The organism is Pseudalkalibacillus sp. SCS-8, assembly GCF_040126055.1.
In the GTDB taxonomy this organism is placed as follows: Bacteria; Bacillota; Bacilli; order Bacillales; family Fictibacillaceae; genus Pseudalkalibacillus; species Pseudalkalibacillus nanhaiensis.
In genome coordinates, this window is record NZ_CP143541.1 from 3,379,100 (window position 1) to 3,402,090 (window position 22,991).

Sequence of the window (22,991 nt, forward strand, 5' to 3'; positions counted from 1 at the left end):
CTCCTTTTAGGCTTTCTACTCTTTCTTTTCACCTAACGCGAACATGATTTCCGCTTCACAAGCCACTTCGCCGTCAACAGTTGCAGTCGCCTTTCCTTTACCCATGGATCCACGAACACGTGTCAACTCGACTTCAAGGCGCAATTGATCGCCTGGACGGACTTGTCTTTTGAAACGGCAGCCATCAATACCTGCGAAAAATGCGAGTCGACCGCGGTTTTCTTCCTTTTTCAAAAGAGCAACTGCTCCGACCTGGGCAAGCGCTTCAACAATGAGGACCCCTGGCATGACAGGATATTCAGGGAAATGACCATTGAAGAACTCCTCATTCGCAGATACGTTTTTGATGCCGATTGCACGCTTTCCTTCCTCTACTTCGACAATCTTATCAACTAATAGAAATGGGTATCGGTGTGGAATGATTTCTTTAATTTCGTCAATATTCAACATATGTATCCTCCTATGACTAACTTCTTTTTCCCTATCATAGCATAAATTCACTTTGGAAAATAAATCGCGTCATGGGAGGTGCTCCGGTAGGGCGTGGGTGCTTACAGAAAAGCTTCGGCGAGTTCCTTTCCGGTGATGGATAAGCTGGGGTCATTTTCGACAAATTGCTTGTAGGCGTTATTTTGAGGATAAGGAAAATGAGAGAGGATCGGATACGGATTGACGGATGGCATCCTTCGAAATTGGACGTATGTCGGGTAACTGCTCCATTCATAAGCACAGGGGGTGGGTGCGAGCCCTGCCTTAACGGGGTTGAGATGGATGTATTTGCTGACATCGATTTGATAAAAAGGGGATTCGATCAACTTTGCGAAGTATCGATCCTGGAATACGTGACCGACGTAGTTGTTTTTGCGGTTAAAGTAGTAGGCATATCTGTGGTTGACCTTTTTCATAATGAGCTGAATGTTCGTGTCGTGGGTCTTGATCTGGAGGTGGATATGATTCGTCATCAAGCAGTAGGCGTAAAGATCGAAGGGGAATTCCATGCGGGCTTCACTCAAATAGTTCAAGTAGACGCGGCGGTCTTGCGCATCGTGGAATAACGGGGTTTTCTGGTTTCCGCGGGTGGTGATATGATACTCTGCACCGGGATACCAAAAGCGTGGCTGGCGAGGCAAAAACATCACTCCTTGTTTTAGTGTTTGGTGGTTGGATACAATTGTGGCGTTTTGGGTGTCGAAGATGATGGAAATGACAGTAGGTGGAAAGTGGGGCGTGATTGTCGAAGCTTGGAAGAAATGAATGAGAGAGGTTATGACCATTATACCTTCAATCGACAAAAAATGGTAAATATTTTTGTCGGTGTCAGACACTTTTTTCAACCCCTTGGTACGACTGGGTTGTTGGGAGGTGTCAGGCACCGTTTCAGAACCGTTGGTACGGCTGGGATTAGAAACGGTGCCTGACACTTCAAAAATGGCACATCAAAAAAGACAATAAAAAACCCGGGCTGACGCTGGGGTGCGTCTTTGTCCGGGTTGGTTATCTATTGATCTTTTTTGACGAGGTCGACGATGTGATTCCATGTTTCTTTGTCGAAGACGTCCATCATGTCGCCGTCTCCTATGACGCCGTAGCCGACAGCTAGACCTGCTGCGAGGGCGAACGCAAACACGAGCAAGACGAGGATGATTCTCAGCCAGATCGGGACGATGCGTTCTCTGAGCTTCGCTTGTCCTTCAATCTTACGTTCTTCTCTTGAAGAACTTGTTTTTTCCGGCTGCTCTACAGTCTTCTTTTTTTGAGCTTTATGCTCTTCTCTTGATGACGGTTGTCCGTTGGATTCTTTATTATTCTGAACCATAATGACTCCTTATTACTGATACTTATCGGATCGTATTCACAAGTCCCATCATCTGATCTGCCATTGTAACTGCTTTGGCATTCAATTGATAGGATCGTTGTGTTGTCAGGAGCTGGGTCATTTCATGGGATACATCCACGTTCGACTGCTCCAGGGCACCTTGCTGGATCACTTCTTGAGGCTGCTGCAGTTGTGTGATTGCTTGGTCAAGCTGAGTTCCCGGTGCGACACGATACCGATTATCTCCTGATGACTCTAGCAATTGAGGGCGAACCACTTCAACAAAGGCAAATTGACCAGCATTGACGACGGTTTCATCCGGCATCGTGACCTGTATCTGGCCAGCTTGATTGATGGATATGGAATCAAACCCTGTAGGTACTTCAATTGGTCCATTTTCACCCAACACGCTTTCGCCGTTCGCAGTCGTCAATTGCATGACGTCTGGATTCCCTTCGACTGGTGCTAGATAAAAAGACCCTTCCCTTGTATATTCAACGATTTCGTCACCATTTTCAAGGGTTTTTCGAATTTGGAACATGACATTTTCGTCCAAAAGCGCGAAATCCAAGGAACGACCGGTTTCTGTGACAGATCCTTGCGCCAATTGGAGCATTGTACCGGTCACGCGTGAGCCATTCCCGAACCGCACATGTTCAGGCGTCAGCCTTCCACTTTCTGGTCCTTCTTTCGCCTGACTTTTAACCTCTTGATAGAGAAGATCTGAAAATTGGACATTTCTACTTTTGAAGCCATATGTATTACTGTTCGATAGATTATGTGAAATCGTGTCCATCTTACGTTGAAGCTGTCCCATTGATACTGAAGCGGTGATCATCGATCGATTCATCTCATTACCCCCTGAAATCCGCTCGATTTTAGCCTAAGCGGCCAATTTCATTCGAAGATTTTTCCATCGTCCGGTCATACGCTTGCAAAACTTTTTGGTTCGCTTCGAACGTGCGATACGCACTCAGCATCTCGACCATCGTTTGTTCGACATCCACATTCGAACGTTCAACGAACCCTTGCTTCAATTGATAGGAGACATTCGGATCGTCCGTTGCCGGAACAAGCCCGTCTTCCTCTTCCAAACGGAAAAGACCGTTGCCTTCTTTCATTAATAGATTCGGATTTTGAACGAGACCGACGTTCATCTGTACACCCGTCTCTCGGATAACACCATTCGAGTCCATTGTAAATTCTGTACCTTCTATTTGGATTGGATCACCATTTGTATCAAGTACAAAGTCTCCATTTGCAGTTACTAGATTTCCTGCTTCATCGAGAGAAAAGTTCCCATTCCGGGTCAAGCGGACTTCTCCTTGCCCATTTTGAACCGTGAAAAACAGAGCACCCTCTGCCCCTGATTCTTCATCTGTCGGCACTGCGCCTTGCAGTAGGGCAATGTCCAGGTTGTTACCTGTTTCTTGTAAGTCACCTTGTCGGAAGGCTGGAACCGCTTCTTGCATATAAACAGCAGTCGCAAGCGTTCCAAGTTGATTTTTCGTAGGTATGGTCTTGCCTCCAACTTCCTTTCCGCCCAACTGACTTAAGAGCATTTGAGGGAAGGCGTGAAGGGAGGCCTGGTCAGCCTTGAAACCGGGTGTATTGGCATTTGCTAGATTGTTCGTCAATAGATCCTGGCGTCGTTGCTGCGCAACCATTCCGGAAGCTGCTGTGTAAAAACCACGAAACATGCTGCTCTCCTCCTACTTTTTTTACGTTACTACTTCTATCAAATAAAACTTGTCCACTTTTTAAAAAATGATAGATTCAAGACATACTTTTGGGTTTAACGAGCTGCTGGCAATCTGTCGATGTGCTCAAGCATCAACCCTGTTCCACGTGCTACGCAAGTCATCGGATCATCCGCAATATGGACAGGAACCTTCAATTCCTCAGACAACAATTGATCGATTCCATGTAAAAGCGCTCCTCCACCTGTGAGGATGATTCCTCTGTCAATGATGTCAGCAGAAAGTTCTGGAGGAGTTTTCTCCAACACGCTCTTGGCAGTCAATACGACTGAGTAAATGGACTCTCTCAATGCCTCTTCGATTTCAGCAGAACGAACCGTGATATTTTTCGGGAGCCCACTTACCATGTCGCGACCTCGGATATCCATTTCTTCGTTCCGAGCCCCTGGAAAGACCGTTGCGACTTGCACCTTGATGTCTTCTGAAGTTCGTTCACCGATCAAGAGCTTATATTTTTGTTTGATGTAAGCGAGAATGTCTTGATCGAACTTGTCCCCTGCGACTTTAATCGAAGAGGCGGTGACGATATCGCCCAAGGATAATACGGCAACATCTGTTGTTCCACCGCCTATGTCAATGACCATGTTACCGTAAGGCTGAATAATATCCATGCCTGCTCCAACTGCGGCTACTTTCGGCTCTTCTTCAAGGAATACTTGTTTCGCACCACTTTTCTGAGCCGCTTCACGGATGGCTTTTTGTTCGACTGTCGTAATGTTCGTAGGTGTACAGATCAAGATTCTAGGCTTACCGATCAGCCCCCTTACATCAATCTTATCCAAGAAATATTTCAGCATCGCTTCGGTCGTTTCGAAATCAGCGATGACACCGTCTTTAAGTGGTCTTATAGCAACGATATTTCCAGGAGTCCGGCCTACCATTTTACGAGCCACTTCACCGACACCCAAAACACGATTGGTGTTTTTATCAATTGCGACGACTGATGGCTCGTCGAGGACAATCCCCCGTCCTTTTACGTAAATGAGCACATTGGCTGTACCCAGATCAATACCCACATCCCTTGAAAACACTTGAATATCCCCCTATTTCAACTCGTTCTATTAGCTATATCTTTTGTTAAATTTATGTAGTTCATCCATTATATAAGTGTATCACAAGTTGTGTAGAATAGGGATAAAATTTGTCAAATAATAGTACATATTCTCTACCCAGAAATTAATTGACCACCTTTTCGGTCGATTTTTTGTATTTTTCCCGAGTCGCTTCTCCTCCTCGGAGATGTCTTACGGACTTGTGGTACTCCAATATCTCTTTGACACTGTTGGCCAGCTCCGGGTTGATTTCAGGTAATCGTTCCGTCAAATCCTTGTGGACAGTACTTTTAGAAACACCGAATTCTTTCGCGATCATACGAACGGTTTTTCTTGTCTCCACGATATACCTGCCTATCTTGATGGTTCGTTCTTTGATGTAATCGTGCACACCACTCGCCTCCCTAAATTGGATGTAAGAGGTGCGAAATGAGACTTCAATATCTAGGCTGCGACATGTTAAATTGTCATCTTTCCATTACGAATGTAATGACTGCTAAGCTCGCACGCAGCTTTACTTAGACTTCTCATCGCGTTCCCCTAATGTTCGTTTTGTAACATTTTATTATTGCATTTGGGGTTATATACCTAAAAGTCAAGTGGGACAAGGGAATTTGTTTACTTTTTAGGAATAGCGGTGCTGCACCGCGTTATTTCAGAGGTGTCAGGCACCGAAATTGATTCGGTGCCTGACACTTTTTTGGAAGCCTCTTGTGGTGTGGGGTGGCTGAAAGTGTCAGACACTTCAGAAGAACTTTGATATAGCAGGCTCCTTTTGAAGTGTCTGACACCTCAACAGAAGCCGCTCCACTGTAGGCTTCCTCGAAGGTGCCTGACACCGCTGTAGAACCCCCTCCACTGCAGGCTTCCTCGAAAGTGCCTGACACTTCCCAACACACTTCCCAACACACTTCCCAACACCTCAGCTCTGCCTTTCCTCTGAATTGCGACAGGGTGGTGTAAATGTTTTTGATTTCCTGGTTTTTTCGACAGTATTAGTGGTTTTATTGCCTTGATATAGGGAATCTTATAGTGTAGTCTGAAAGTGTGTGAATTTTCAAAATAAAAATATGGGAAGGGGACATTGTATGTTCAAGACGTATGAAACAGAATCGTTCTTTGACGAGATGCTCCAGGAAACAGGAAGGCCGCGAAGTCATTATCAGACCCTTTATGATCGATTGTCGGCCCTTCCCGAAGATGAGTTGAAGGTCCGTCATGAGGCTGCTCAGCAGAACTTCCTCAGGCAAGGGATCACGTTCACTGTCTACAATGATACGCAAGGGACAGAGCGTACGATTCCATTTGATTTCGTCCCGAACATCATCCCGAAGGATGAGTGGGAGAAGCTCGAGAAAGGGCTGATCCAGCGGGTCAAAGCGTTGAACCTCTTTTTGGACGATGTATACAACGGACAGCAAATCCTGAAGGATGGCCTCATCCCGCGTGAACTCGTCGTAACCTGCAACCATTTCTATCCTCAAGTAACAAAGATTAAAGTTCCACGTCGGAATCACATCTTTATGGCTGGAATCGATCTGGTCAAGGATGACAACGGAGAGTTCCGAGTACTCGAAGACAACCTGCGGAATCCGTCAGGTCTTTCATATGTATTCCAAAATCGTTATGTCATGCGCCACATTTTCCCTGACTTTTTCCAAGACTATGAAGTTCAGTCTCTTGAAAACCAGTTTTCTCACATCCATGATGCCCTATCATCAATTGCTCCGAACGGTGTCAGCAACCCGAACATCGTGCTTCTCACACCTGGTATTTACAACTCTGCTTATTTTGATCATAGTTTCATAGCGCAACAGCTTGGCATCGAGCTCGTCGAAGGCCGGGATCTTCTCGTGCGCGATCGTATCGTTTATATGAAAACGACTCGTGGACTGAAACGCGTCGACGTCATCTACCGACGAATTGACGATGACTTCCTCGATCCGCTTGAGTTCAGACCTGATTCCATGCTTGGCGTATCTGGTCTCATCGATGCGTACAGAGCGGGTAATGTGACGATCAGCAACGGTATCGGTAACGGCGTAGCTGACGACAAAGCGATTTATCATTATGTTCCGAGCATGATCCGCTATTACCTCGGCGAGGAGCCGATCATCAAGAACGTTGAGACGTACTTTTTACGAGACGAAGAGCAAAGGAAATACGTGCTCGAAAACCTCGACAAGCTGGTCGTCAAACAAACGGATGGTTCCGGAGGCTACAATCTCCTGATCGGACCTCATGCTTCAGAAGAGGAACGTGAGGCGTACCGTGTTCAGATCGAGAAAAATCCGGGCAACTACATCGCTCAGCCGATGATCAAGCTTTCCCGTCTCCCTGTTTTTAGAGGGGAAAAATTCGCCGGCTGCCACATCGACGTCCGTGCATTCATATTCAACGGCGAGCATCCGCATGTTTTCCCAGGCGGTTTGACCCGGGTTGCGTTGAAGGAAGGCTCAGTCGTCGTCAACTCTTCTCAAGGCGGCGGTGGAAAAGATACATGGGTGATGACCGAATAACAAGGAGGGACAAGCATGCTTAGCAGAGTATCAAATTCACTCTATTGGATGTCACGTAACATTGAACGAGCTGAAAATACAGCCCGCTTGATTTCCGTACGGTTGATCGGGAGTATTGAACATAAAGAAAACCATTGGGATGAGCTCATTTCGATCATTGGCGCACACGACGATTTCGAGCAGCGCTACGATCGTTACGATGCCAAATCCGTCATGGACTACATGTCTTTTTCAAGCCATAATCCGAACTCGATTTTGAATTGTGTAAAATTAGCTCGTGAAGATGCCCGCGCGATTCGCGAAATTATTCCTCAAGAGCTTTGGGAAATGATCAATGCCTTCTATTGGGAAGTAAAGCAGTACAAGCATGAAGATTGGACGGTCGAGACGATCGATGAATTTTATCAAATGATCATCCGGCAATCGGCCTTGTTCCAGGGAATGGTTGAAGCAACGCTATCCTTTGATGAGGCATACCTTTTCATCAAAATGGCCAAGTTCATTGAGCGTGCCGAAAAGACGTCACGGATTCTGAACATCTATTACTATCGTTCCGAGGATCCGGAGCATAACGATCCATCCCTCTACCGTCACTGGTTTGCGGTTCTCCAATCGGTCAGTGGACACGAGGCGTACTTGAAAAAGCACCACCCGTTCATCACTGGTGAGCGTGTTATTGAATTTCTGCTTTTTGATGAAGCGTTCCCGCGTTCCATCAACTACTGTCTCGAGCAGGTCTATTCAGTCTTCCAGGAGCTGGAGAATGGCAAGATCGAGCATTATTCGGAGGACTTGCATGAGCTGATTGCGAAAATGAGGCATAACTTCAAGACGATGTCGGTCATCGACGTACTAACGGAGGATATCCATCGCTTTTTACAGGAATTCCAGTCGAACTGCTTCCAGCTCGGCCGCTTGATCAATAAAACCTATTACTTAGGAGAAGTCGGTGTATGAAATATAGGGTCACCCAGCATACACACTACACATACGAACAGCCAGTGAGTCAGAGCATCAATCAATTCCGTTTGAAGCCGATTGATGACCTGAAACAAGAGTGCATCTCCTTCAAAAAGGAAATCACCCCAAATGTGCCTTCTTATGTGCACTATGATTACTGGGGGAACCACGTGGAGACGTTCTATGCATGGGAAGACCATGATGAGCTCTTGCTCGTCACAACCTCAGAGGTCATGATTGATCCTTATGCGTTTAAAGAGGCGTTTTCATTCAGTCCTCAGATGAATGAGGCGTTGTTTTCAGGGGCATTCCGGCACCAATACGCGGAATTTCTGATGACAACGGACTATACGAAGGTTGCGGATGAAATCTGTGAAGAGGTGACAGCTCCTTTATGGGAGGAAGCAGAGAATCCATTTGAATTTGTAAAAGCGGTGAATTCCTACATTTACGATACGTTCACTTATGAACCTGGTACGACGACCGTCAATACGACGGCTGCTGAAGCGTTTGAAAATAAAGTGGGTGTCTGTCAGGATTACACGCATCTGATGCTTGCTCTATGTCGTTATCGCGGCATTCCAGCGCGGTATGTGAGCGGATACTTGTATATCGGAGAAAATTCAGCTATGCGCGGGGATGCTGCGACCCATGCCTGGGTGGAGGTCAAGCTGCCGACAGCTGGTTGGATCGGGTTTGATCCGACAAACAATGTATTGGCAAAAGATCAGCATATCCGTGTCGCGGTTGGACGCGATTATGGTGATATCGTTCCGCTCAAAGGTGTTTACCACGGCGGCATACAGAAGCTTGAAGTGAAAGTCAGCGTACACGCTATTGAAGAAAATGTAACGGTGAAGTCGGAAGTATAGAATTGGTGGGACTTTAACGCTCAGAGTCAGAAGGCTCTGGGCGTTTTTTGATGGGTAGAGTACCGTACGTTAAAACACAAGATGGCCATAAAGGTAGATGAACATTGGGACAGAAGCTCCTATAACGTGCAAAAGAATCATGACTTTAAATTTGTTTTTATCACTGGCTTTAAAGTATCCAGCAAGGGACAGGACAATTCCGACAAAGCTTAATACAAGAATACCGATTGATGGTGAGATGCTGAACAGTTCAGGAAAAACGAAAAAGCTTACCGTTAAATTGAATAATAAAATAAGCATGGATACTCTCGATAATAACTTAATTTCCATAATATCCCTCCTTTGTTTTAAGCTATCATAACACAAATGATCTGGAAGTAAAGGTAACTAAAAGAAACAATCGAGCACGAAGCTTATTCCGCTTCCTGCTCGATTGTTTGTTTATGAATTATTGGTTTTTTTTCATGAATTGGAGGATGTCCAGGTCAATCCAGCCTCGCTTTTGTTCCCGTTCTTCAAAGTTTTCCTGATGAATAAGGACGCGTAAAGCATCCAGCACCGCATCTTCAGTATGCTCATCACTTCTTTCCAAATATCCGAGCCGCTCAAGCTCAAAGCTGACCTGGCTGAAGACGTCCCCTTCAATCTTCACGATGTTGTCTTGATTGGACGGTGAAAAATAAAGCTGATGAAGATCATGGAGGCGAATCAGCTCCGAAATCGGCTCAGGATGATCGTCCACCCGGAGGTCAATCGCGCGGTCGTTATAGCCGCCGTAACCTCCCTTTTCTTTTACGACTAAAAGAGCTGCCGATTGTTTTCCACGGCTGTCTCCACCAGCATGTTGACCGGCATTAAGTGCAGTAAGGAGACGCTCAGCAAGTGTCCCTTCCGTATTCTCAAACGTGACAGCCATTTGGTCGATCGTCTCTTGATTCACAAGGATATTTCCTTGCGCAGCGTAGTTTGGACCCGTTCTTCCGCCAGCCCACTCGTAGCATTCCGACCCTGTAAAGGTCGCAGCCTGACCGTTCGCATCTACGATTCCGACCTGACGCAGCTCCCTTTTTTCATCCTTCTCAGTTAGAAGCCTCACTGTCTCCTCAGCAGATTTACCGGACGCCATATGCTCGAGCCCCTTCGGACCGTAAGAGGTGTTCGCAAAGGATTGCGTCGCAACTGCCCCCACTCCTGCTCTCGCCCAAGGCACGACAGAGCCTACACCGATGAACTTCGATTGAACCGCTATACCATGCTCTTCCGTTTCGGGATCATAACCAACGATCGAAAACGTAGCCACTAAATCATTCGGAATCTTAGCTGTGTACATTTCGACAACTCTCCCTCCTTAACTTACTCACATATTCTTGACACCAACCCCATTCCCCTTCTTTCGATCTTTTAAGCAGTGCAGAAGTGTCGAAGTGCCAGGTACTTTCAGAGAAGCCTTGGTATAACTGGGACCTGAGATGGTGTCTGACACTTTTTTAGAACCCTTGGTACGACTGGAGTGACAAAAAGTGTCAGACACCTCCCACAAACCCTACTCCACCAAGGGTTCATTTTCGGTGCCTGACACTTCAACAAAATCATTCGTATGCTTTGGTCATCCAGTCGACGATGCCCATTCCGTTTTCGATGCGGAGTTGTTCGACATTGTGGTGTCCGATGATATCGCCATCTTTAATAGCGATGACCTCATCAAGGACCATTTCAATTTCTCGAATTTCGTGGGTTGTGATGAGGACAACCTGATTCTCTAAATCCATGAAAGAAAGAAGGCCTTTTACAATTGAATTCCGTGCCATCGGATCGAGTCCTGATAGAGGTTCATCCATCAAAATGACTGGAACTTCTCGAGCGAGTGTCAGCACAATTTTCAAACGGCCCCGGTTTCCTTTCGACAGATGTTTCACTTTCACATCCCGGTCGAGTTTCATGTATTCACGTATTTCTTCCGCTTTATCACTATTGAAATCGGCAAACTGTGAGGCCACAAAATCGATTGTCTTTCCGACAGTATAAAATTCATAGTATTCATCCAGCTCCGACAGATAGGAGACACGGTCCGCTATACGGCGGGTAACTTTTTCTCCGTTTACTGTGACAGCACCTTTAGTCGGTTTAGCAAGTCCTGCAATCAGTTTTAAAGTGGTCGATTTACCACTCCCGTTTTCTCCGACAAGCCCTATGATTTTCCCTTTTTCCAGTTCAAGGTTCACATTACGTAACGCGACTTTGGTTAAATATTTCTTCGTTACATTATTCAAATGGATCATTATGCCTGGTCTCCTTTCCCGTCGTTGAGGAAATTGCGTAATCCTTCTTCAATTTCTTCATTTTTATATCCCATTGCATGCATGCCTTCGACAAACTGGGAAATTTCATCTTTCTTCAGTCTTTCTCGCATTGCATTTAAGATTTCTTCATTCTCGGTGACGAACGTTCCTTGCCCTCTTCTCGATTCCACGATTTCCATTCCCTCCAGCTCTCGATAGGTTCGTTGCACTGTATTCGGATTTACATTCACTTGAAGCGCCATTTCCCTGACTGATGGCAGTTTATCTCCTGGCTTTAGTTCTCCACGTAAAATTTGTCTGTTGATGCGATCGGCTAGTTGACTGTAGATTGGCTTTGTCGATTGAAATAGATCTGTCATTTTTACACCTCAACTTTTCGGTCAAGCATCCAAGAAGCTATGATGAAAATAAGGATTGTCAGGACAATACCAAATACATATTCCCCTACGAAGGTGCCCATCTCTGCCATATCAGAAGAAAACTCAACACGTCCAGGTCCAAATCGAGTCGTGTACTGAAGATTCTCGATTACCTCCGACGCTTTGATCTCTCCCCACCCTGTTAGAAACTCGTAAATCCATGAATGGGCGAACCAGTTATACAAGGTTATCGTAAGAATAAAAATGATGAACGTGATTATAACGCTGATTGATGGTGCGATAAAACGTGTTAGCACGAGGTAGATCATCCAAAATAATATAAACCAAACTGCTAAATTGATTGAAAACATGAAGTAGTGAATTCCGATTACCCAGGCTTGTTGAGATAATTGAGCCAACGTAATAGGAAAAGAAAAGTTATCAAGTTGATTAATTGCAATTGCAAAAATGCTGACCGTAATGATGACCGTTACAATCATTGAGATGAGACCTGCTACAAGCTTCGCTAAAAGTAATGCGTAAGCAGGGAGTGGGTTGTGAAGCCATATATGAAGCTTCTTCTTCTCAGATTGAAGGCTTGAGAGCATATAATATGAAAGGTAGAAAACGGTCAAACTTGATGCAAGTGCTGACCCCCCCGATAATACTTCCCAATGAAAATTCCCAGCTCGATAGCCTATATAAGCAGCGATGGAACCGATGAGAAGCAAAGCAACAATGGGCACTAGAAAAGTAAATAAACCTAAACGTAATTCTTTCTTCGTCAAACTTAACCAAGCACTCATAATAAGTGAACCTCCTATATTGGTGTAACAAAGTATTAGTGTACTAATTAAATAGTACACTGGTACAAAATAGGATGTCAATGGATTTTTACCCATATTTTTGAAAATGTTTTCTAGGTGTCTGACACTTTATCGGAAGCCTTGGTATGACTGGAGTGATAAAAAGTGACAGACACCTCCCACAAACCCTACTCCAATAAGGGTTCATTTTCGGTGCCTGACACATCAGCATTAGAACAAAAAGAAAAGCTCTGGACTTTGTCCAGAGCTTTGTAATCGTTGGTTTGTTTGGTCGACGCGGGTTTGGGTTTATGCGTCGCCTTGATCTTCATCCTCAGTTGAGTTTTCCTGTGGTGAAGCGTCATCACTTTGGGTTTCGTTGGCGTTTTCTTCAGCTGGGTCAACGTCTGCGTTTTCCTCAGTTTCAGAAGCTGCTTGGTTCACGTCTTGCTTTTGGTCAGGAATGTCAGTGACGGCTTTATTGAAGAAGTCTTCTGGATTGACGGCTACGCCATCCTTACGGACCTCGAAGTGCACGTGCACCTTCGCTTCTTTATCAAGAAGATTCATTCCTGCTGTACCTAGCACATCTCCTTGCTTGACCGTGTCGCCTTTTTCAACTTGAAGGTCTGCAAGACTTGAGTAATGTGTCATGACTCCATTGTCGTGTTCGATATGAACAACGTATCCAAGTAGAGGTTCTTGTTTTGCTTTCACGACTTTACCACTTAAACTTGCTTTTACTTCAAAAGGCTCACCGCTCTCAGTCGCATAGTTGATTCCTTTATTCTGGAAGTAGGTATTATTATAGAATACGAGAGCTGCTTCTTGGTCTGCTTCCGATGCTTCACTGTCATAGAATTTCTTTTGTACATGTACAGCTTTGTCATCGACTGGAGACTTGAATACTTCTGCGTCTGTCATTACTGGCACTGAATCTTGATCTTCATAACCGATCGGATTTGCTCCTTCATCGAGCTTTTCCCCAATCGTGTTTTGATACCAAAGTACAGATGCTAGAATTACAGCTGCGAACCCAAGATATACTGCCGGATAAACCCAACGCTTCTTTTTGTACCACTTTGCCTTAAGAGGATTTACTGATTTTTGTTTTTCTTCTTCTCTCATTGTTATCACCTCAGCAACATTGTTGGCACATTTTCCAAAATATATACCTTGGTGAAATTTTTTCCTGAATATTTTTTCGACAAACAGGGGAAGGTAACGAGTTGAGTGCCTGACACTTTTCAAGAACCCTTGTCCCACTTGGCTTTCGTTTTCGTGTCTGACACTTCAAACCAATCCTTCTACAACAGCGTTCTTTTGAAGTGTCAGACACCTCCCCACATCCTTACTCCCGCAATACAATGAAAAAGTGTCAGACACCGGCGAAGCCGTGATCTGACACTTTCGTTTCTTTCGTTTCATTTGTTTAGTTGCTGGCGGTTAGTTTGGCGGTGTACGCTTTGGTGTCGGTAATTTTGACGCCGTTGTAGTAGTGGGCGATGATATCCTTGTAGGAGTTCCCTTCTTGGGCCATACCATTTGCACCGTATTGGCTCATGCCGACGCCGTGTCCGTAACCACGGGTTTGGATAATGACCTGATCGTTTTTCTTCAAGATCGTAAAATCGGATGATTTGAGACCTAAGCTAACCCGGATGTCTTTGCCTTTCAGTTTCTTGCCATCGATTTCAATGATGTCGATATAATTCCCAGAAGTCCGGCTGATCACTTTACCGACCTCGCCGTCTTCCTTAAGTGTAATATTCAGTCTCGACTCGACTTCATCAACGGAGAACGCTTGTTGATAGAAGTATTTCGGTGAATCTTTATCCCATGGACTTTCTACACTCCGTAAGTAAGGGATGGAACTTGGCCAGTAGTCTTCCGAGTTCTGGGTTTTTCCGTTACTTGTTGAGAAGAATGACGCTTCTATCGGTTTTCCATCATAGGTGATGATTTTTCCTTCTGTTTCTTTCACCGCTTGGGCAATCTTCTTCATTTTGCTTTCGTAATGCTTTCCCCAGATCTGCTTTAATTGTTCATCACTTGCGTATACCTGGTGCAGGATCGAATCGGTGATGTCCGCTCCTTCAGGGAGATTCATGTCAGCGGGGTTCAACAGCATTTTGATAATGTAGGTTCTTGCTGTCAACGCTTGTGCCTTCAGTGCTTCCATTTCGAAGTTTGCAGGCATTTCGGCTGCGACGACCCCTTTTACATAATCCTCAAGGGGTAGAGTTTCAATCGTTTTCGATTCTGTCTTGTACACGGAGACATCAACGTCAGAATTGAACACAATTGGTTCCGTGTTCTTCTTATTATCTGACTGTGTTGTCGGTTCTGTCATCTGTTGGTCGACCTTGTCACTGAATGGCAGGACGATCATTGCTGGGAGCAGAAGTATGAGAGTTAAAAGTCCGACAATAAGAATGTAGAAAGGCATCCTGTTTCGATTAGGCTTCATAAGCAATCCTCCATAAATGACGGGTTTTATAGTATAGCTTATGGGCTTGGACAACCATTTAGAACTGTCGTAATTTAGCAATTGCATAAGTTGGCTGTGCCCTTAACGGTTTGTCCCAATTTTCACTTTTCAATACCTTTACCGTCATCCGAGAGCTTGTCCTTTTACATGCTATAGTGGCGCCAGACTCAGGCGGACGCTTTCCGCGGGCAACGCTTCAGCCTCCTCACTTCCACAAGACCACGGATTTCAATTACATCAATGCTGTTTTGCGCCGAGTAACCGCAGGCGCAGGATGTGGTGGCTTCGACGTTCACCCCAGGACGTGGTGGTTTTTAGTCGAAGAACCTTAATTCCTCGCACTGTGGGGTCTTCAGCTGTTGCTTTTCCCGCTGGAGTCTTTTAAATATATCAACAATAAAAGCCCACTAAAAAACCGCCTCCAAAATGGAGACGGTTTTTATTCATATTCATATATTATGCCATGTTCGGTTTGGCGTTCAGGCTCTCTGTCTTCGATTCGGCTTCGATTTCTTCTTGCTCATCATTTACGCGTTCGATGTCAGCGCCAAGTCGAGCCAATTTACCAGTGAAATCGACATATCCGCGATCCAGATGTTGAAGCTCTGTCACACGTGTGTATCCATCTGCGATCAACCCAGCTACGATAAGAGCAGCTCCGGCACGTAGATCTGTAGCCGCGACTTCTGCACCTTGAAGCTTCGCTGGACCGTTGACGACAGCTGAACGACCTTCGATTTTAATATCACCGTTCATACGACGGAATTCCTCCACGTGCATGAATCGGTTTTCAAATACTGTTTCTGTAATGACACTTGTGCCTTTAGCAGCCAACAACAATGCCATCATTTGCGACTGAAGATCTGTTGGGAAACCTGGATGTGGCATCGTTTTGATATCCACAGGTTTCAGTGTTTCAGGGCCGACGATACGAACTCCTTCGGCAGTTTCACTCACAGAAACACCCATTTCTTCAAGCTTCGCAACCAGTGGTCTCAAATGCTCCTGTTGAGCGTTTGTGATGGTCACGTCACCGCCTGTAATGGCAGCAGCCACCATGAATGTACCTGCCTCGATACGGTCAGCAATGACTTGGTGGTGAGCACCATGCATTTCTTCGACACCCTCGATACGAAGTGTGCCTGTACCTGCACCGTACACTTTGGCACCCATTGCATTCAAGTACGTCGCAAGACACTCGATTTCAGGTTCTTTTGCAACGTTTTCAATGATTGTTGTGCCTTCAGCCAATGCGGCAGCCATCATGATATTTTCAGTAGCCCCTACACTTGGGAAGTCCAAATAGATCTTCGCACCTTGCAGGCGGCCTTCTTTTTTCGCTTCGATAAATCCATTACCGATTTTCACTTCGGCTCCCATTGCTTCGAAACCTTTTAAATGCTGGTCGATCGGGCGAGATCCGATTGCACAGCCCCCAGGTAATGCGATCCTGGCAACGCCGACACGAGCAAGTAATGGTCCCATGACCAAGAAGGATGCTCTCATCTTTCGTACATATTCAAATGGTGCTTCCGTCTTCAGTGTACGTGATGCATCAACCTTGATCTCGTTGTTTTCATATGCGACGTCAATGTTCAAGTGACGTAAAACTTCTTGTATCGTATATACATCGGCAAGTGCAGGCACTTCCGAAATTGTGCTTGTTCCTTTACTTGCTAAGATGGATGCTGCGATGACAGGCAGTACGGCATTTTTTGCTCCTTCTACTTTAACGGAGCCTTCTAACCGCCTACCACCACGGACGATGATTTTTTCCAAGATATTCCCCTCCGCGTCCATTATATATATATTAGTATTCAGTCGTAATAATCGGTGTTCCAATCGTTATGGTTGTCTTTCCGCCTATTCCGTTATTTCGAAGTCCAATTTGTAGGTTCATTTGCTGTTGTTTGGTCGTAATGGAATGTTTCCATTCGTCAGTATATGCTGATAAGGACAGAAATGTCTCTTCATTTAGTTCATCAATTATATGTGCGTCAAATGACTGAATGAGTTGTTTCGCCAAATTTTGCAAAACAATACCCATTTTATCAGACTTCTGACCTTTAACACAAGTATAAATTGTAGGATTATTCCCTAACAGCAATTGGACTTTTGCCCTATAAAGGGGCTTGTAAGCTTCCCAGTCAGCAGGATTCCACTCGTTCCCCTGAACTTCATAAATAATGTACGTGTTATACCTATTTTTGTGGGGGTAAGCAAAGACAGATACCCGCTCCTGGAAACCAAGTGAATTTACGAACGTACCTGAGACATTCCAATGTTCACTTGATTCGACAACCCTATCCCACCGAAAGTTTGGTAATTTTGCCTGCAGGCTTTCTACTAACAATACATACCCACTAAAATCTGAAACAAAACCAAAGTTATTTTTCCCGTAAAGTGACCATTCTTTAATCTCAATGCCAGATTGGTTCATGACACGGGTTATATCATATAGTTCTTTATCAGACCATAATGATTGTTTGGCTTCCGCACCTGAAAAGCATGCAAGCAAAATGACCAATGCCATGCCGAACGTCATGAATTTCTGTCTCATCTTCCCCACTGCCTCTCCCCGAAAAATTGGCGTTCTTTTTAAAAACTTTAAACACCCTTACTACCATTTTTGCCAGGGAGGACGGGTTCATACATGGAAGATGTAGTCAAGAAACGACATGTTATGTATCCGTGCGAGCACGCTGACCGTGTCACTTAAAACAAATACTTCAATTGAAGGGACCAGGACAAATAATTCAAGAAAAATGTACTCACTAATGACGCTAATGCGATTGTCAGCAAGATCATGAGTAGGCGTGCTTGTACCACTCTCCCGCTCTTTAGGAATTTTTCGATGTGCAGGCCTTGGATCGCCCACCAGGATACGGCTAGAAACACTAAATTCACAATAATATTCACCAATGACTGTTGACCAAACGGTTCCATTTTAGGACCTCCATATATTTTATATATTTCGACTGTTCCCGTCGTTTTTTTGCAGTAAGTTACACATTTTTTCCTACAAAAAATTTATTTCCTACGCAATATTCGACTTTTCCCTGCGATTCCCTACAAATACATGATAACTTCTATCGCATTTCTAAAAATAACACAAAAGGACACCCTAATTATAGGATGCCCTTTCAATCATTTAAAAATGGCTATTTGGTTATGATATCCGTCATATTGAAGCTGTTTTGGAAAAAGTCCAGTGCAACTCCCGGGTATACTCCAAACAAAATGGTTCCCGCTGTACAGACGAACATGACGACTAGCAGTCCTACAGATGGCCTGATTCGTTCATTCGTTCCGTTTCGGAAGAACATTTGGACCAGGACGTTAAAATAATACACATAGGACACGACCGTTGTCGCAATCATGACCGAAGCAAGCACGAAGTGTCCCGTACTAAGCGCGCTCATGAAAATACCGAACTTCCCGATGAAGCCAGCAGTAAACGGCAGTCCTGCTAAGGATATGATAAACACAGCCATCATCACTGCAACGATTGGCGATCGCTTGTTAAGCCCTGAAAAGGCGGTCAAGTCTTCGGATCGTTCTCTTTCTGTCACAAATTGAATGACTGCGAATGCACCGATATTCATCAACAGGTAGGCGAGTAGATAGAACCAGGTCGCTTTGAAGACCAGGCTGGACAATGAGACGAAAGGAACGAGCACATAACCTGCATGTGCGATGCTAGAATAAGCGAACATCCGCTTGATATTCCTTTGTCTTAGAGCAATCACGTTTCCGATGATCATCGTAACCCCTGCAACGAATGCGATGAACGGCTGGAGATCCAATAGAACGGTATTATGCCAGCTCCTTACCGATAGGAAGCTGATCATGAATATTTTTAAAATCAGGACGAATCCGGCAGTCTTGGAAACGACACTCAAAAATGTCGTGACCGGTGTCGGTGAACCTTGATATACATCCGGTGCCCACATATGGAATGGCGCAGCAGCGATTTTAAATGAAAGACCGACAAGGATGAGGACGAATCCGGTTAATAATAGAAAAGCATTCTCCTCGACAACAGGTTGCGATAACCCCTGGCTGATTTCATAAAGGTTCGTGCTCCCGGTCAATCCATACACATAGCTCATCCCGAACAACGTAATCGCAGTGGCGATCCCGCCATTGACGACGTATTTAAAAGCAGCCTCATTCGACTGCAGGTTCGTCTTCCGGATGCCTGCAAGAATGTAAGAAGAAATCGATAGCAATTCAAGCCCGACAAATAATGTAATCAAATCGGCACTTGAAGCCATCATCATGGCACCGAGAAGTGCTGTCAGCAAGAGATAGAAGAATTCTCCTCGATACGACCAATCCTTCTCTTTACCAAAATCATACGCTAAAACGAGAATCAATCCAGTTGCCACGAGGAACAGCAGTTTGAATCCAAGTGCGAATGAATCGAAGCGGTACGTGTCGAACAAAATACTCGTTACAGGTGTTCCGATCTGGAACAGTGCGAAAATGATGGCAACAATCACACCTGCGAGCCCTAATAGCGCAAGCGGCCTTCGGCTTGCTTTGGCAGGCATGAACAAATCGATTAGCGACAATAGCGTTGCAACGATCAGGATTGTAAATTCAGGGGCCATGATTCCCCAGTCATAGCTCAATAATTTCTCTAATGTCATACGCTCGCCCCCTTACCTGCCATCATGGCATTGATCGTAAGGTGCAACAGATCGGACAGGACGGCCGGGTATACACCGATTAAAATGATGAACGCTGTCAGGATCAATGCTGGAAGCCACTCGACAAAACGGCCTTCCTTGATCGAAACCAACGTTTCCTTTGTTTCTCCGAAAGTAATCGTCAACACAGCTCGGAGAATATATACAGCAGTCAAAATGATTCCGAGTGTCCCGATTGCTGCTAATACCGGCTCCTCTTTAAACAAGCCGAGGAATGCCATGAATTCACTGACGAATCCAGACATACCCGGAAGACCGAGTGAAGCCAGCCCTCCTGCAAGTAAAAATCCTGCAGTGATCGGCATGACTTTCGAAAGCCCGCCTAAATGGGTGATCAACGATGTTCCTGTACGCTGATAGATCAATCCGACGAGGAAGAACAACAATGCTGAGATCAATCCGTGAGAGATGACCTGGAACATCGCTCCCTGCACGCCGACTTCATTCAAGCTGGCCAGACCGATCAGCACGATTCCCATGTGGGACACACTGGAGTAGGCCAGAACTTTTTTGAAATCGATTTGGACGAAGGCGATGAACGCCCCGTACAACAGGTTGATGACACCGAGTAAGGCGATCCAGAAGGCGATTTTGTCAAATTCACCCGGGAAGAAGCCCATTCCGAATTGATACAACCCGTATGCACCGATCTTCAATAGGATCCCTGAGTGGATCATGACAATCGATGGTGGTGCCTGTACGTGGACCTGGAGCATCCACGTATGTAGAGGTACAATCGGTAGCTTGACGCCTAGGGCTACGAGCAGTGCAATCAGTAATCCGAGACGGAAGTTCTCTCCGATATACATCCGCTCAAGCATTTCCGGCGGCTGGCTCAGATAAGCCGATAAGCCGGTGAAGTTCATCGTTCCCGCCTTCATGAACAGGATGATGAAGACGATCAGCAAGATCGCTGAACCTAATCCGTTATAGATCAAGAAGCTGTACGCCGCTTTTTCTTTATCCAAGTAACCCCATCTTCCGATCAGGAAAAAGGTTGGAATCAATGTGATTTCGAAAAAGATGAAAAACAGCAGCAGGTTTTGGGAAGCGAATACACCCAGCATGCCGATTTCAAGGAGAAGGAAGAGCATAAAATACCCTTTCCACTCTGCTTTAATCCAAACGGATGCCGCAGCTGCCAGTGTCGAAACAACCGCTGTCAACAACAGGAGCAAAACAGTCAGGCCACTCACACCAAGGTCATAGCTGATCGTGAAGTCATTCCCATTCGGGAGGCCAGGGATATGGAAATTGATCCAGTTGTATTGTTCAGCGAATTGCAATGCTTCCTTCGCTTTATCAAAACCGACGTATACAATAATCGCCAACGCGAGTGGCAGCAATGTCGCTAACAGACCGACTGTCTTAATCACCATCTCTTCATTTTTCGGAACGAAGAGAAGAACGATGATGCCAACAAGCGGGGAGAAGATGAGTGCAGATAGCAGTATGGAATCCATTATGTCAAATACCCCCCTAACCAAGCAGCGATCAATAATAGGAACGCCATTCCGGCAAATGCGACAGCGCCGTAGGTTTGAACCTGACCGTCATGCGCTTTCGATCCAAGCTTACTTGTAAATGCGACAAGGCTTGAAACGAGCTGGACGAGGCCCTCGACGACGAAACGGTCGACATAGTACCAGAGATAGCTAAAGCCTCTCGTGCCTTTCACAAAGCTATAATCATACGTTTCATCGATGAAATATTTATTCAATAAGATGTAATGAAAATCCGGAGCTGACTCTGAAAGTCTTGCTACTTTCTTCTTTACATAGACGAGCCAAGCCATCAAAATCCCGAATAGCGATACACCAGTCGCTACGATCGGTATCCACCAATGCGCTTCGTGGTGATGCACATCAATGTATGGGTTCTGCCCGAGGTAATCTCCGAGTAAGCCAGCCATCGGCGTATTGATATACCCTGCAATGACCGCAAGGATTCCGAGGACGATCATCGGAAAAACCATTACCCCTGGTGATTCATGAACTTTCAGCTTCTTATCCGTATTGCGCGATTCGCCTGTGAAGACGAGGAAGAACAACCGGAACATATAGAACGCTGTCAAAAAGGCTGCGACCACCGCGACCCAGAACAATCCGTATCGCCCATCGGCATAAGTTGAAGCTAATATTTCATCCTTACTGAAAAATCCAGATAGCAGTGGTACACCTGAAATCGCCATCGCACCAATCAAGAACAGCGGTGCCGTCCATTTCATCTTCTTCCACAAGCCACCCATCTCATGGATGTTCTGTGTATGTACCGCATGAATGACACTACCTGCTGCAAGGAACAGTAACGCCTTGAAAAACGCATGGGTCGTCAGGTGGAAAATTCCTGCGACATAACCGGATGAACCGAGTGCGAGCATCATGTACCCGAGCTGACTGACGGTCGAATAGGCCAATACACGCTTGATATCCGCTTGTGCAAGCCCGATTGTCGCGGCGAAAATCGCGGTGAATCCACCGACGACCGCTACTGTCGTCATCGCTGTTTCAGACGCTTCGAACAACGGGAACATCGCAGCGACTAAATACACACCAGCAGCAACCATCGTAGCGGCGTGAATCAATGCGGAAACCGGCGTCGGACCTTCCATCGCGTCCGGTAACCAAGTATGTAACGGGAATTGACCTGATTTCCCCATTGCCCCGACAAAGATGAGAATCGCTGTGAGCGTAATCCATCCTTCTGATATATCGCCTGCCGATACGGCGTCAAAAATGACGTCGAGCTCAAAGCTTCCGACCTGCCAGAACAAAAGAATCATGCCGATGAACAAGCCGACATCCCCGATACGCGTCATAATGAACGCTTTCTTCGCAGCTTCTCGTGCATCCCTTTTATAAAAGTAATATCCGATCAACAGGAATGAACCGACACCGACGAGCTCCCAAAAGATATAGAGCTGAAGCAGGTTCGGGGAGATGACGAGCCCGAGCATGGCGAAGGTGAATAATCCTAAGTAAGCGAAAAAGATCGGGAACCGTTCATCACCATGCATGTAGCCTTTCGAATACACTTGTACTAAAAAGCTCACAAGCGATACGATCACGAGCATCAATGCGTTCAGCGGATTGATGACATATCCGACCGTAAGTACCATATCGCCTATTGCTAGCCATTCCATCGTTTCTTTTACGGATTCTCCACCCCACTGCCCTGCAAAAATGACGACAGAAAGGATGAGAGATCCAAGTGTCAATAATGAGCCGACAAGTGCTGATGCCTCTTTCAACCTACGACCAAACAATAAGAGAAGGACGAAGGATAGAAGCGGTAATACAGGTATGAGCCAAATGATTGGATTCATTGTTTCGACCTCCTCC

At 45.5% G+C, this 22,991-nt stretch carries 23 protein-coding genes; 3 read left to right on the forward strand and 20 right to left on the reverse strand.

The features are described 5' to 3' along the window. Window positions 1-15: 15 nt before the first annotated feature. The 7 genes from fabZ to spoIIID form a co-directional block, all read right to left on the reverse strand. Complete coding sequence (gene fabZ / locus V1497_RS17455) at window positions 16-450, reverse strand: 3-hydroxyacyl-ACP dehydratase FabZ (RefSeq protein WP_349408790.1); 435 nt, start codon at window positions 448-450, stop codon at window positions 16-18. A gap of 101 nt (window positions 451-551) precedes the next feature. Beyond that, window positions 552-1,130 carry a transposase gene (locus V1497_RS17460; protein ID WP_349408791.1) on the reverse strand — a complete coding sequence of 193 codons (579 nt, stop codon included), beginning with the start codon at window positions 1,128-1,130 and terminating at the stop codon, window positions 552-554. Window positions 1,131-1,498: 368 nt separating this feature from the next. Further along, complete coding sequence (locus V1497_RS17465) at window positions 1,499-1,816, reverse strand: DNA-directed RNA polymerase subunit beta (RefSeq protein ID WP_349408792.1); 318 nt, start codon at window positions 1,814-1,816, stop codon at window positions 1,499-1,501. 22 nt (window positions 1,817-1,838) lie between these two features. Beyond that, window positions 1,839-2,666 (reverse strand): flagellar hook-basal body protein, encoded by an 828-nt coding sequence (locus V1497_RS17470; RefSeq protein ID WP_349408793.1) that lies wholly within the window; start codon window positions 2,664-2,666, stop codon window positions 1,839-1,841. Between the two features lie 28 nt (window positions 2,667-2,694). Then, window positions 2,695-3,516: a flagellar hook-basal body protein gene (locus V1497_RS17475; RefSeq protein ID WP_349408794.1), complete on the reverse strand. Its 822-nt coding sequence runs from the start codon at window positions 3,514-3,516 to the stop codon at window positions 2,695-2,697. A gap of 95 nt (window positions 3,517-3,611) precedes the next feature. Further along, window positions 3,612-4,607 (reverse strand): rod shape-determining protein, encoded by a 996-nt coding sequence (locus V1497_RS17480; protein ID WP_349408795.1) that lies wholly within the window; start codon window positions 4,605-4,607, stop codon window positions 3,612-3,614. Between the two features lie 145 nt (window positions 4,608-4,752). Continuing rightward, window positions 4,753-5,019: a sporulation transcriptional regulator SpoIIID gene (spoIIID, locus tag V1497_RS17485; protein ID WP_221567262.1), complete on the reverse strand. Its 267-nt coding sequence runs from the start codon at window positions 5,017-5,019 to the stop codon at window positions 4,753-4,755. Window positions 5,020-5,716: 697 nt separating this feature from the next. On the opposite strand from spoIIID, the gene V1497_RS17490 reads away from it, so the two are divergent. The 3 genes from V1497_RS17490 to V1497_RS17500 are packed head-to-tail and all read left to right on the forward strand — an operon-like array spanning window position 5,717 to window position 8,979. Further along, the gene (locus V1497_RS17490; protein ID WP_349408796.1) at window positions 5,717-7,147 is read left to right on the forward strand and encodes a circularly permuted type 2 ATP-grasp protein; all 1,431 of its coding nucleotides are present in this window, start codon (window positions 5,717-5,719) and stop codon (window positions 7,145-7,147) included. Window positions 7,148-7,162: 15 nt separating this feature from the next. Next, window positions 7,163-8,104 carry an alpha-E domain-containing protein gene (locus tag V1497_RS17495; protein WP_349408797.1) on the forward strand — a complete coding sequence of 314 codons (942 nt, stop codon included), beginning with the start codon at window positions 7,163-7,165 and terminating at the stop codon, window positions 8,102-8,104. Continuing rightward, window positions 8,101-8,979, forward strand: coding sequence for a transglutaminase family protein (locus V1497_RS17500; RefSeq protein WP_349408798.1), 879 nt, complete (start codon window positions 8,101-8,103; stop codon window positions 8,977-8,979). Before V1497_RS17495 ends, V1497_RS17500 begins: the two co-directional genes overlap by 4 nt. A gap of 69 nt (window positions 8,980-9,048) precedes the next feature. On the opposite strand, the gene V1497_RS17505 is transcribed toward V1497_RS17500, so the two are convergent. From V1497_RS17505 to nuoL, 13 genes are all read right to left on the reverse strand, one after another. Then, window positions 9,049-9,309, reverse strand: a complete 261-nt coding sequence (locus V1497_RS17505) for a hypothetical protein (RefSeq protein ID WP_349408799.1) — start codon at window positions 9,307-9,309, stop codon at window positions 9,049-9,051. Window positions 9,310-9,427: 118 nt separating this feature from the next. Beyond that, window positions 9,428-10,309: a DUF1028 domain-containing protein gene (locus V1497_RS17510; protein WP_349408800.1), complete on the reverse strand. Its 882-nt coding sequence runs from the start codon at window positions 10,307-10,309 to the stop codon at window positions 9,428-9,430. Between the two features lie 259 nt (window positions 10,310-10,568). Next, entirely contained in the window at window positions 10,569-11,258 is a 690-nt protein-coding gene (locus V1497_RS17515; protein ID WP_349408801.1) for an ABC transporter ATP-binding protein, read from the reverse strand. After that, entirely contained in the window at window positions 11,258-11,638 is a 381-nt protein-coding gene (locus V1497_RS17520) for a GntR family transcriptional regulator (RefSeq protein ID WP_349408802.1), read from the reverse strand. The genes V1497_RS17515 and V1497_RS17520 overlap by 1 nt, the downstream gene beginning before the upstream one ends. Before the next feature lie 2 nt (window positions 11,639-11,640). Then, window positions 11,641-12,444 (reverse strand): hypothetical protein, encoded by an 804-nt coding sequence (locus V1497_RS17525; RefSeq protein WP_349408803.1) that lies wholly within the window; start codon window positions 12,442-12,444, stop codon window positions 11,641-11,643. 309 nt (window positions 12,445-12,753) lie between these two features. After that, complete coding sequence (locus tag V1497_RS17530; RefSeq protein ID WP_349408804.1) at window positions 12,754-13,572, reverse strand: M23 family metallopeptidase; 819 nt, start codon at window positions 13,570-13,572, stop codon at window positions 12,754-12,756. A gap of 304 nt (window positions 13,573-13,876) precedes the next feature. Further along, entirely contained in the window at window positions 13,877-14,914 is a 1,038-nt protein-coding gene (gene spoIID, locus V1497_RS17535) for a stage II sporulation protein D (RefSeq protein WP_349408805.1), read from the reverse strand. A gap of 477 nt (window positions 14,915-15,391) precedes the next feature. Further along, window positions 15,392-16,714, reverse strand: a complete 1,323-nt coding sequence (murA, locus tag V1497_RS17540) for a UDP-N-acetylglucosamine 1-carboxyvinyltransferase (RefSeq protein ID WP_349408806.1) — start codon at window positions 16,712-16,714, stop codon at window positions 15,392-15,394. A 31-nt stretch (window positions 16,715-16,745) separates the two neighbouring features. Further along, entirely contained in the window at window positions 16,746-17,480 is a 735-nt protein-coding gene (locus V1497_RS17545) for a YwmB family TATA-box binding protein (RefSeq protein WP_349408807.1), read from the reverse strand. 170 nt (window positions 17,481-17,650) lie between these two features. Continuing rightward, window positions 17,651-17,881, reverse strand: coding sequence for a DUF1146 family protein (locus V1497_RS17550; RefSeq protein WP_349408808.1), 231 nt, complete (start codon window positions 17,879-17,881; stop codon window positions 17,651-17,653). A 215-nt stretch (window positions 17,882-18,096) separates the two neighbouring features. After that, a complete protein-coding gene (gene nuoN, locus V1497_RS17555) occupies window positions 18,097-19,590 on the reverse strand; it encodes an NADH-quinone oxidoreductase subunit NuoN (protein WP_349408809.1) in 1,494 nt (497 codons plus the stop codon). Continuing rightward, complete coding sequence (locus V1497_RS17560; RefSeq protein ID WP_349408810.1) at window positions 19,587-21,113, reverse strand: NADH-quinone oxidoreductase subunit M; 1,527 nt, start codon at window positions 21,111-21,113, stop codon at window positions 19,587-19,589. The genes nuoN and V1497_RS17560 overlap by 4 nt, the downstream gene beginning before the upstream one ends. Beyond that, the gene (gene nuoL / locus V1497_RS17565) at window positions 21,113-22,975 is read right to left on the reverse strand and encodes an NADH-quinone oxidoreductase subunit L (RefSeq protein ID WP_349408811.1); all 1,863 of its coding nucleotides are present in this window, start codon (window positions 22,973-22,975) and stop codon (window positions 21,113-21,115) included. The genes V1497_RS17560 and nuoL overlap by 1 nt, the downstream gene beginning before the upstream one ends. Window positions 22,976-22,991: the final 16 nt, after the last annotated feature.

Coding starts and splice junctions, on each gene's coding strand:
- fabZ (WP_349408790.1), bottom strand. CDS start 450: ATGTTGAATATTGACGAAATTAAAGAAATCATTCCACACCGATACCCA.
- V1497_RS17465 (WP_349408792.1), bottom strand. CDS start 1,816: ATGGTTCAGAATAATAAAGAATCCAACGGACAACCGTCATCAAGAGAA.
- V1497_RS17470 (WP_349408793.1), bottom strand. CDS start 2,666: ATGAATCGATCGATGATCACCGCTTCAGTATCAATGGGACAGCTTCAA.
- V1497_RS17475 (WP_349408794.1), bottom strand. CDS start 3,516: ATGTTTCGTGGTTTTTACACAGCAGCTTCCGGAATGGTTGCGCAGCAA.
- V1497_RS17490 (WP_349408796.1), top strand. CDS start 5,717: ATGTTCAAGACGTATGAAACAGAATCGTTCTTTGACGAGATGCTCCAG.
- V1497_RS17495 (WP_349408797.1), top strand. CDS start 7,163: ATGCTTAGCAGAGTATCAAATTCACTCTATTGGATGTCACGTAACATT.
- V1497_RS17500 (WP_349408798.1), top strand. CDS start 8,101: ATGAAATATAGGGTCACCCAGCATACACACTACACATACGAACAGCCA.
- V1497_RS17505 (WP_349408799.1), bottom strand. CDS start 9,309: ATGGAAATTAAGTTATTATCGAGAGTATCCATGCTTATTTTATTATTC.
- V1497_RS17510 (WP_349408800.1), bottom strand. CDS start 10,309: ATGTACACAGCTAAGATTCCGAATGATTTAGTGGCTACGTTTTCGATC.
- V1497_RS17515 (WP_349408801.1), bottom strand. CDS start 11,258: ATGATCCATTTGAATAATGTAACGAAGAAATATTTAACCAAAGTCGCG.
- V1497_RS17520 (WP_349408802.1), bottom strand. CDS start 11,638: ATGACAGATCTATTTCAATCGACAAAGCCAATCTACAGTCAACTAGCC.
- V1497_RS17525 (WP_349408803.1), bottom strand. CDS start 12,444: ATGAGTGCTTGGTTAAGTTTGACGAAGAAAGAATTACGTTTAGGTTTA.
- V1497_RS17530 (WP_349408804.1), bottom strand. CDS start 13,572: ATGAGAGAAGAAGAAAAACAAAAATCAGTAAATCCTCTTAAGGCAAAG.
- spoIID (WP_349408805.1), bottom strand. CDS start 14,914: ATGAAGCCTAATCGAAACAGGATGCCTTTCTACATTCTTATTGTCGGA.
- V1497_RS17545 (WP_349408807.1), bottom strand. CDS start 17,480: ATGACGTTCGGCATGGCATTGGTCATTTTGCTTGCATGCTTTTCAGGT.
- V1497_RS17550 (WP_349408808.1), bottom strand. CDS start 17,881: ATGGAACCGTTTGGTCAACAGTCATTGGTGAATATTATTGTGAATTTA.
- nuoN (WP_349408809.1), bottom strand. CDS start 19,590: ATGACATTAGAGAAATTATTGAGCTATGACTGGGGAATCATGGCCCCT.
- V1497_RS17560 (WP_349408810.1), bottom strand. CDS start 21,113: ATGGATTCCATACTGCTATCTGCACTCATCTTCTCCCCGCTTGTTGGC.
- nuoL (WP_349408811.1), bottom strand. CDS start 22,975: ATGAATCCAATCATTTGGCTCATACCTGTATTACCGCTTCTATCCTTC.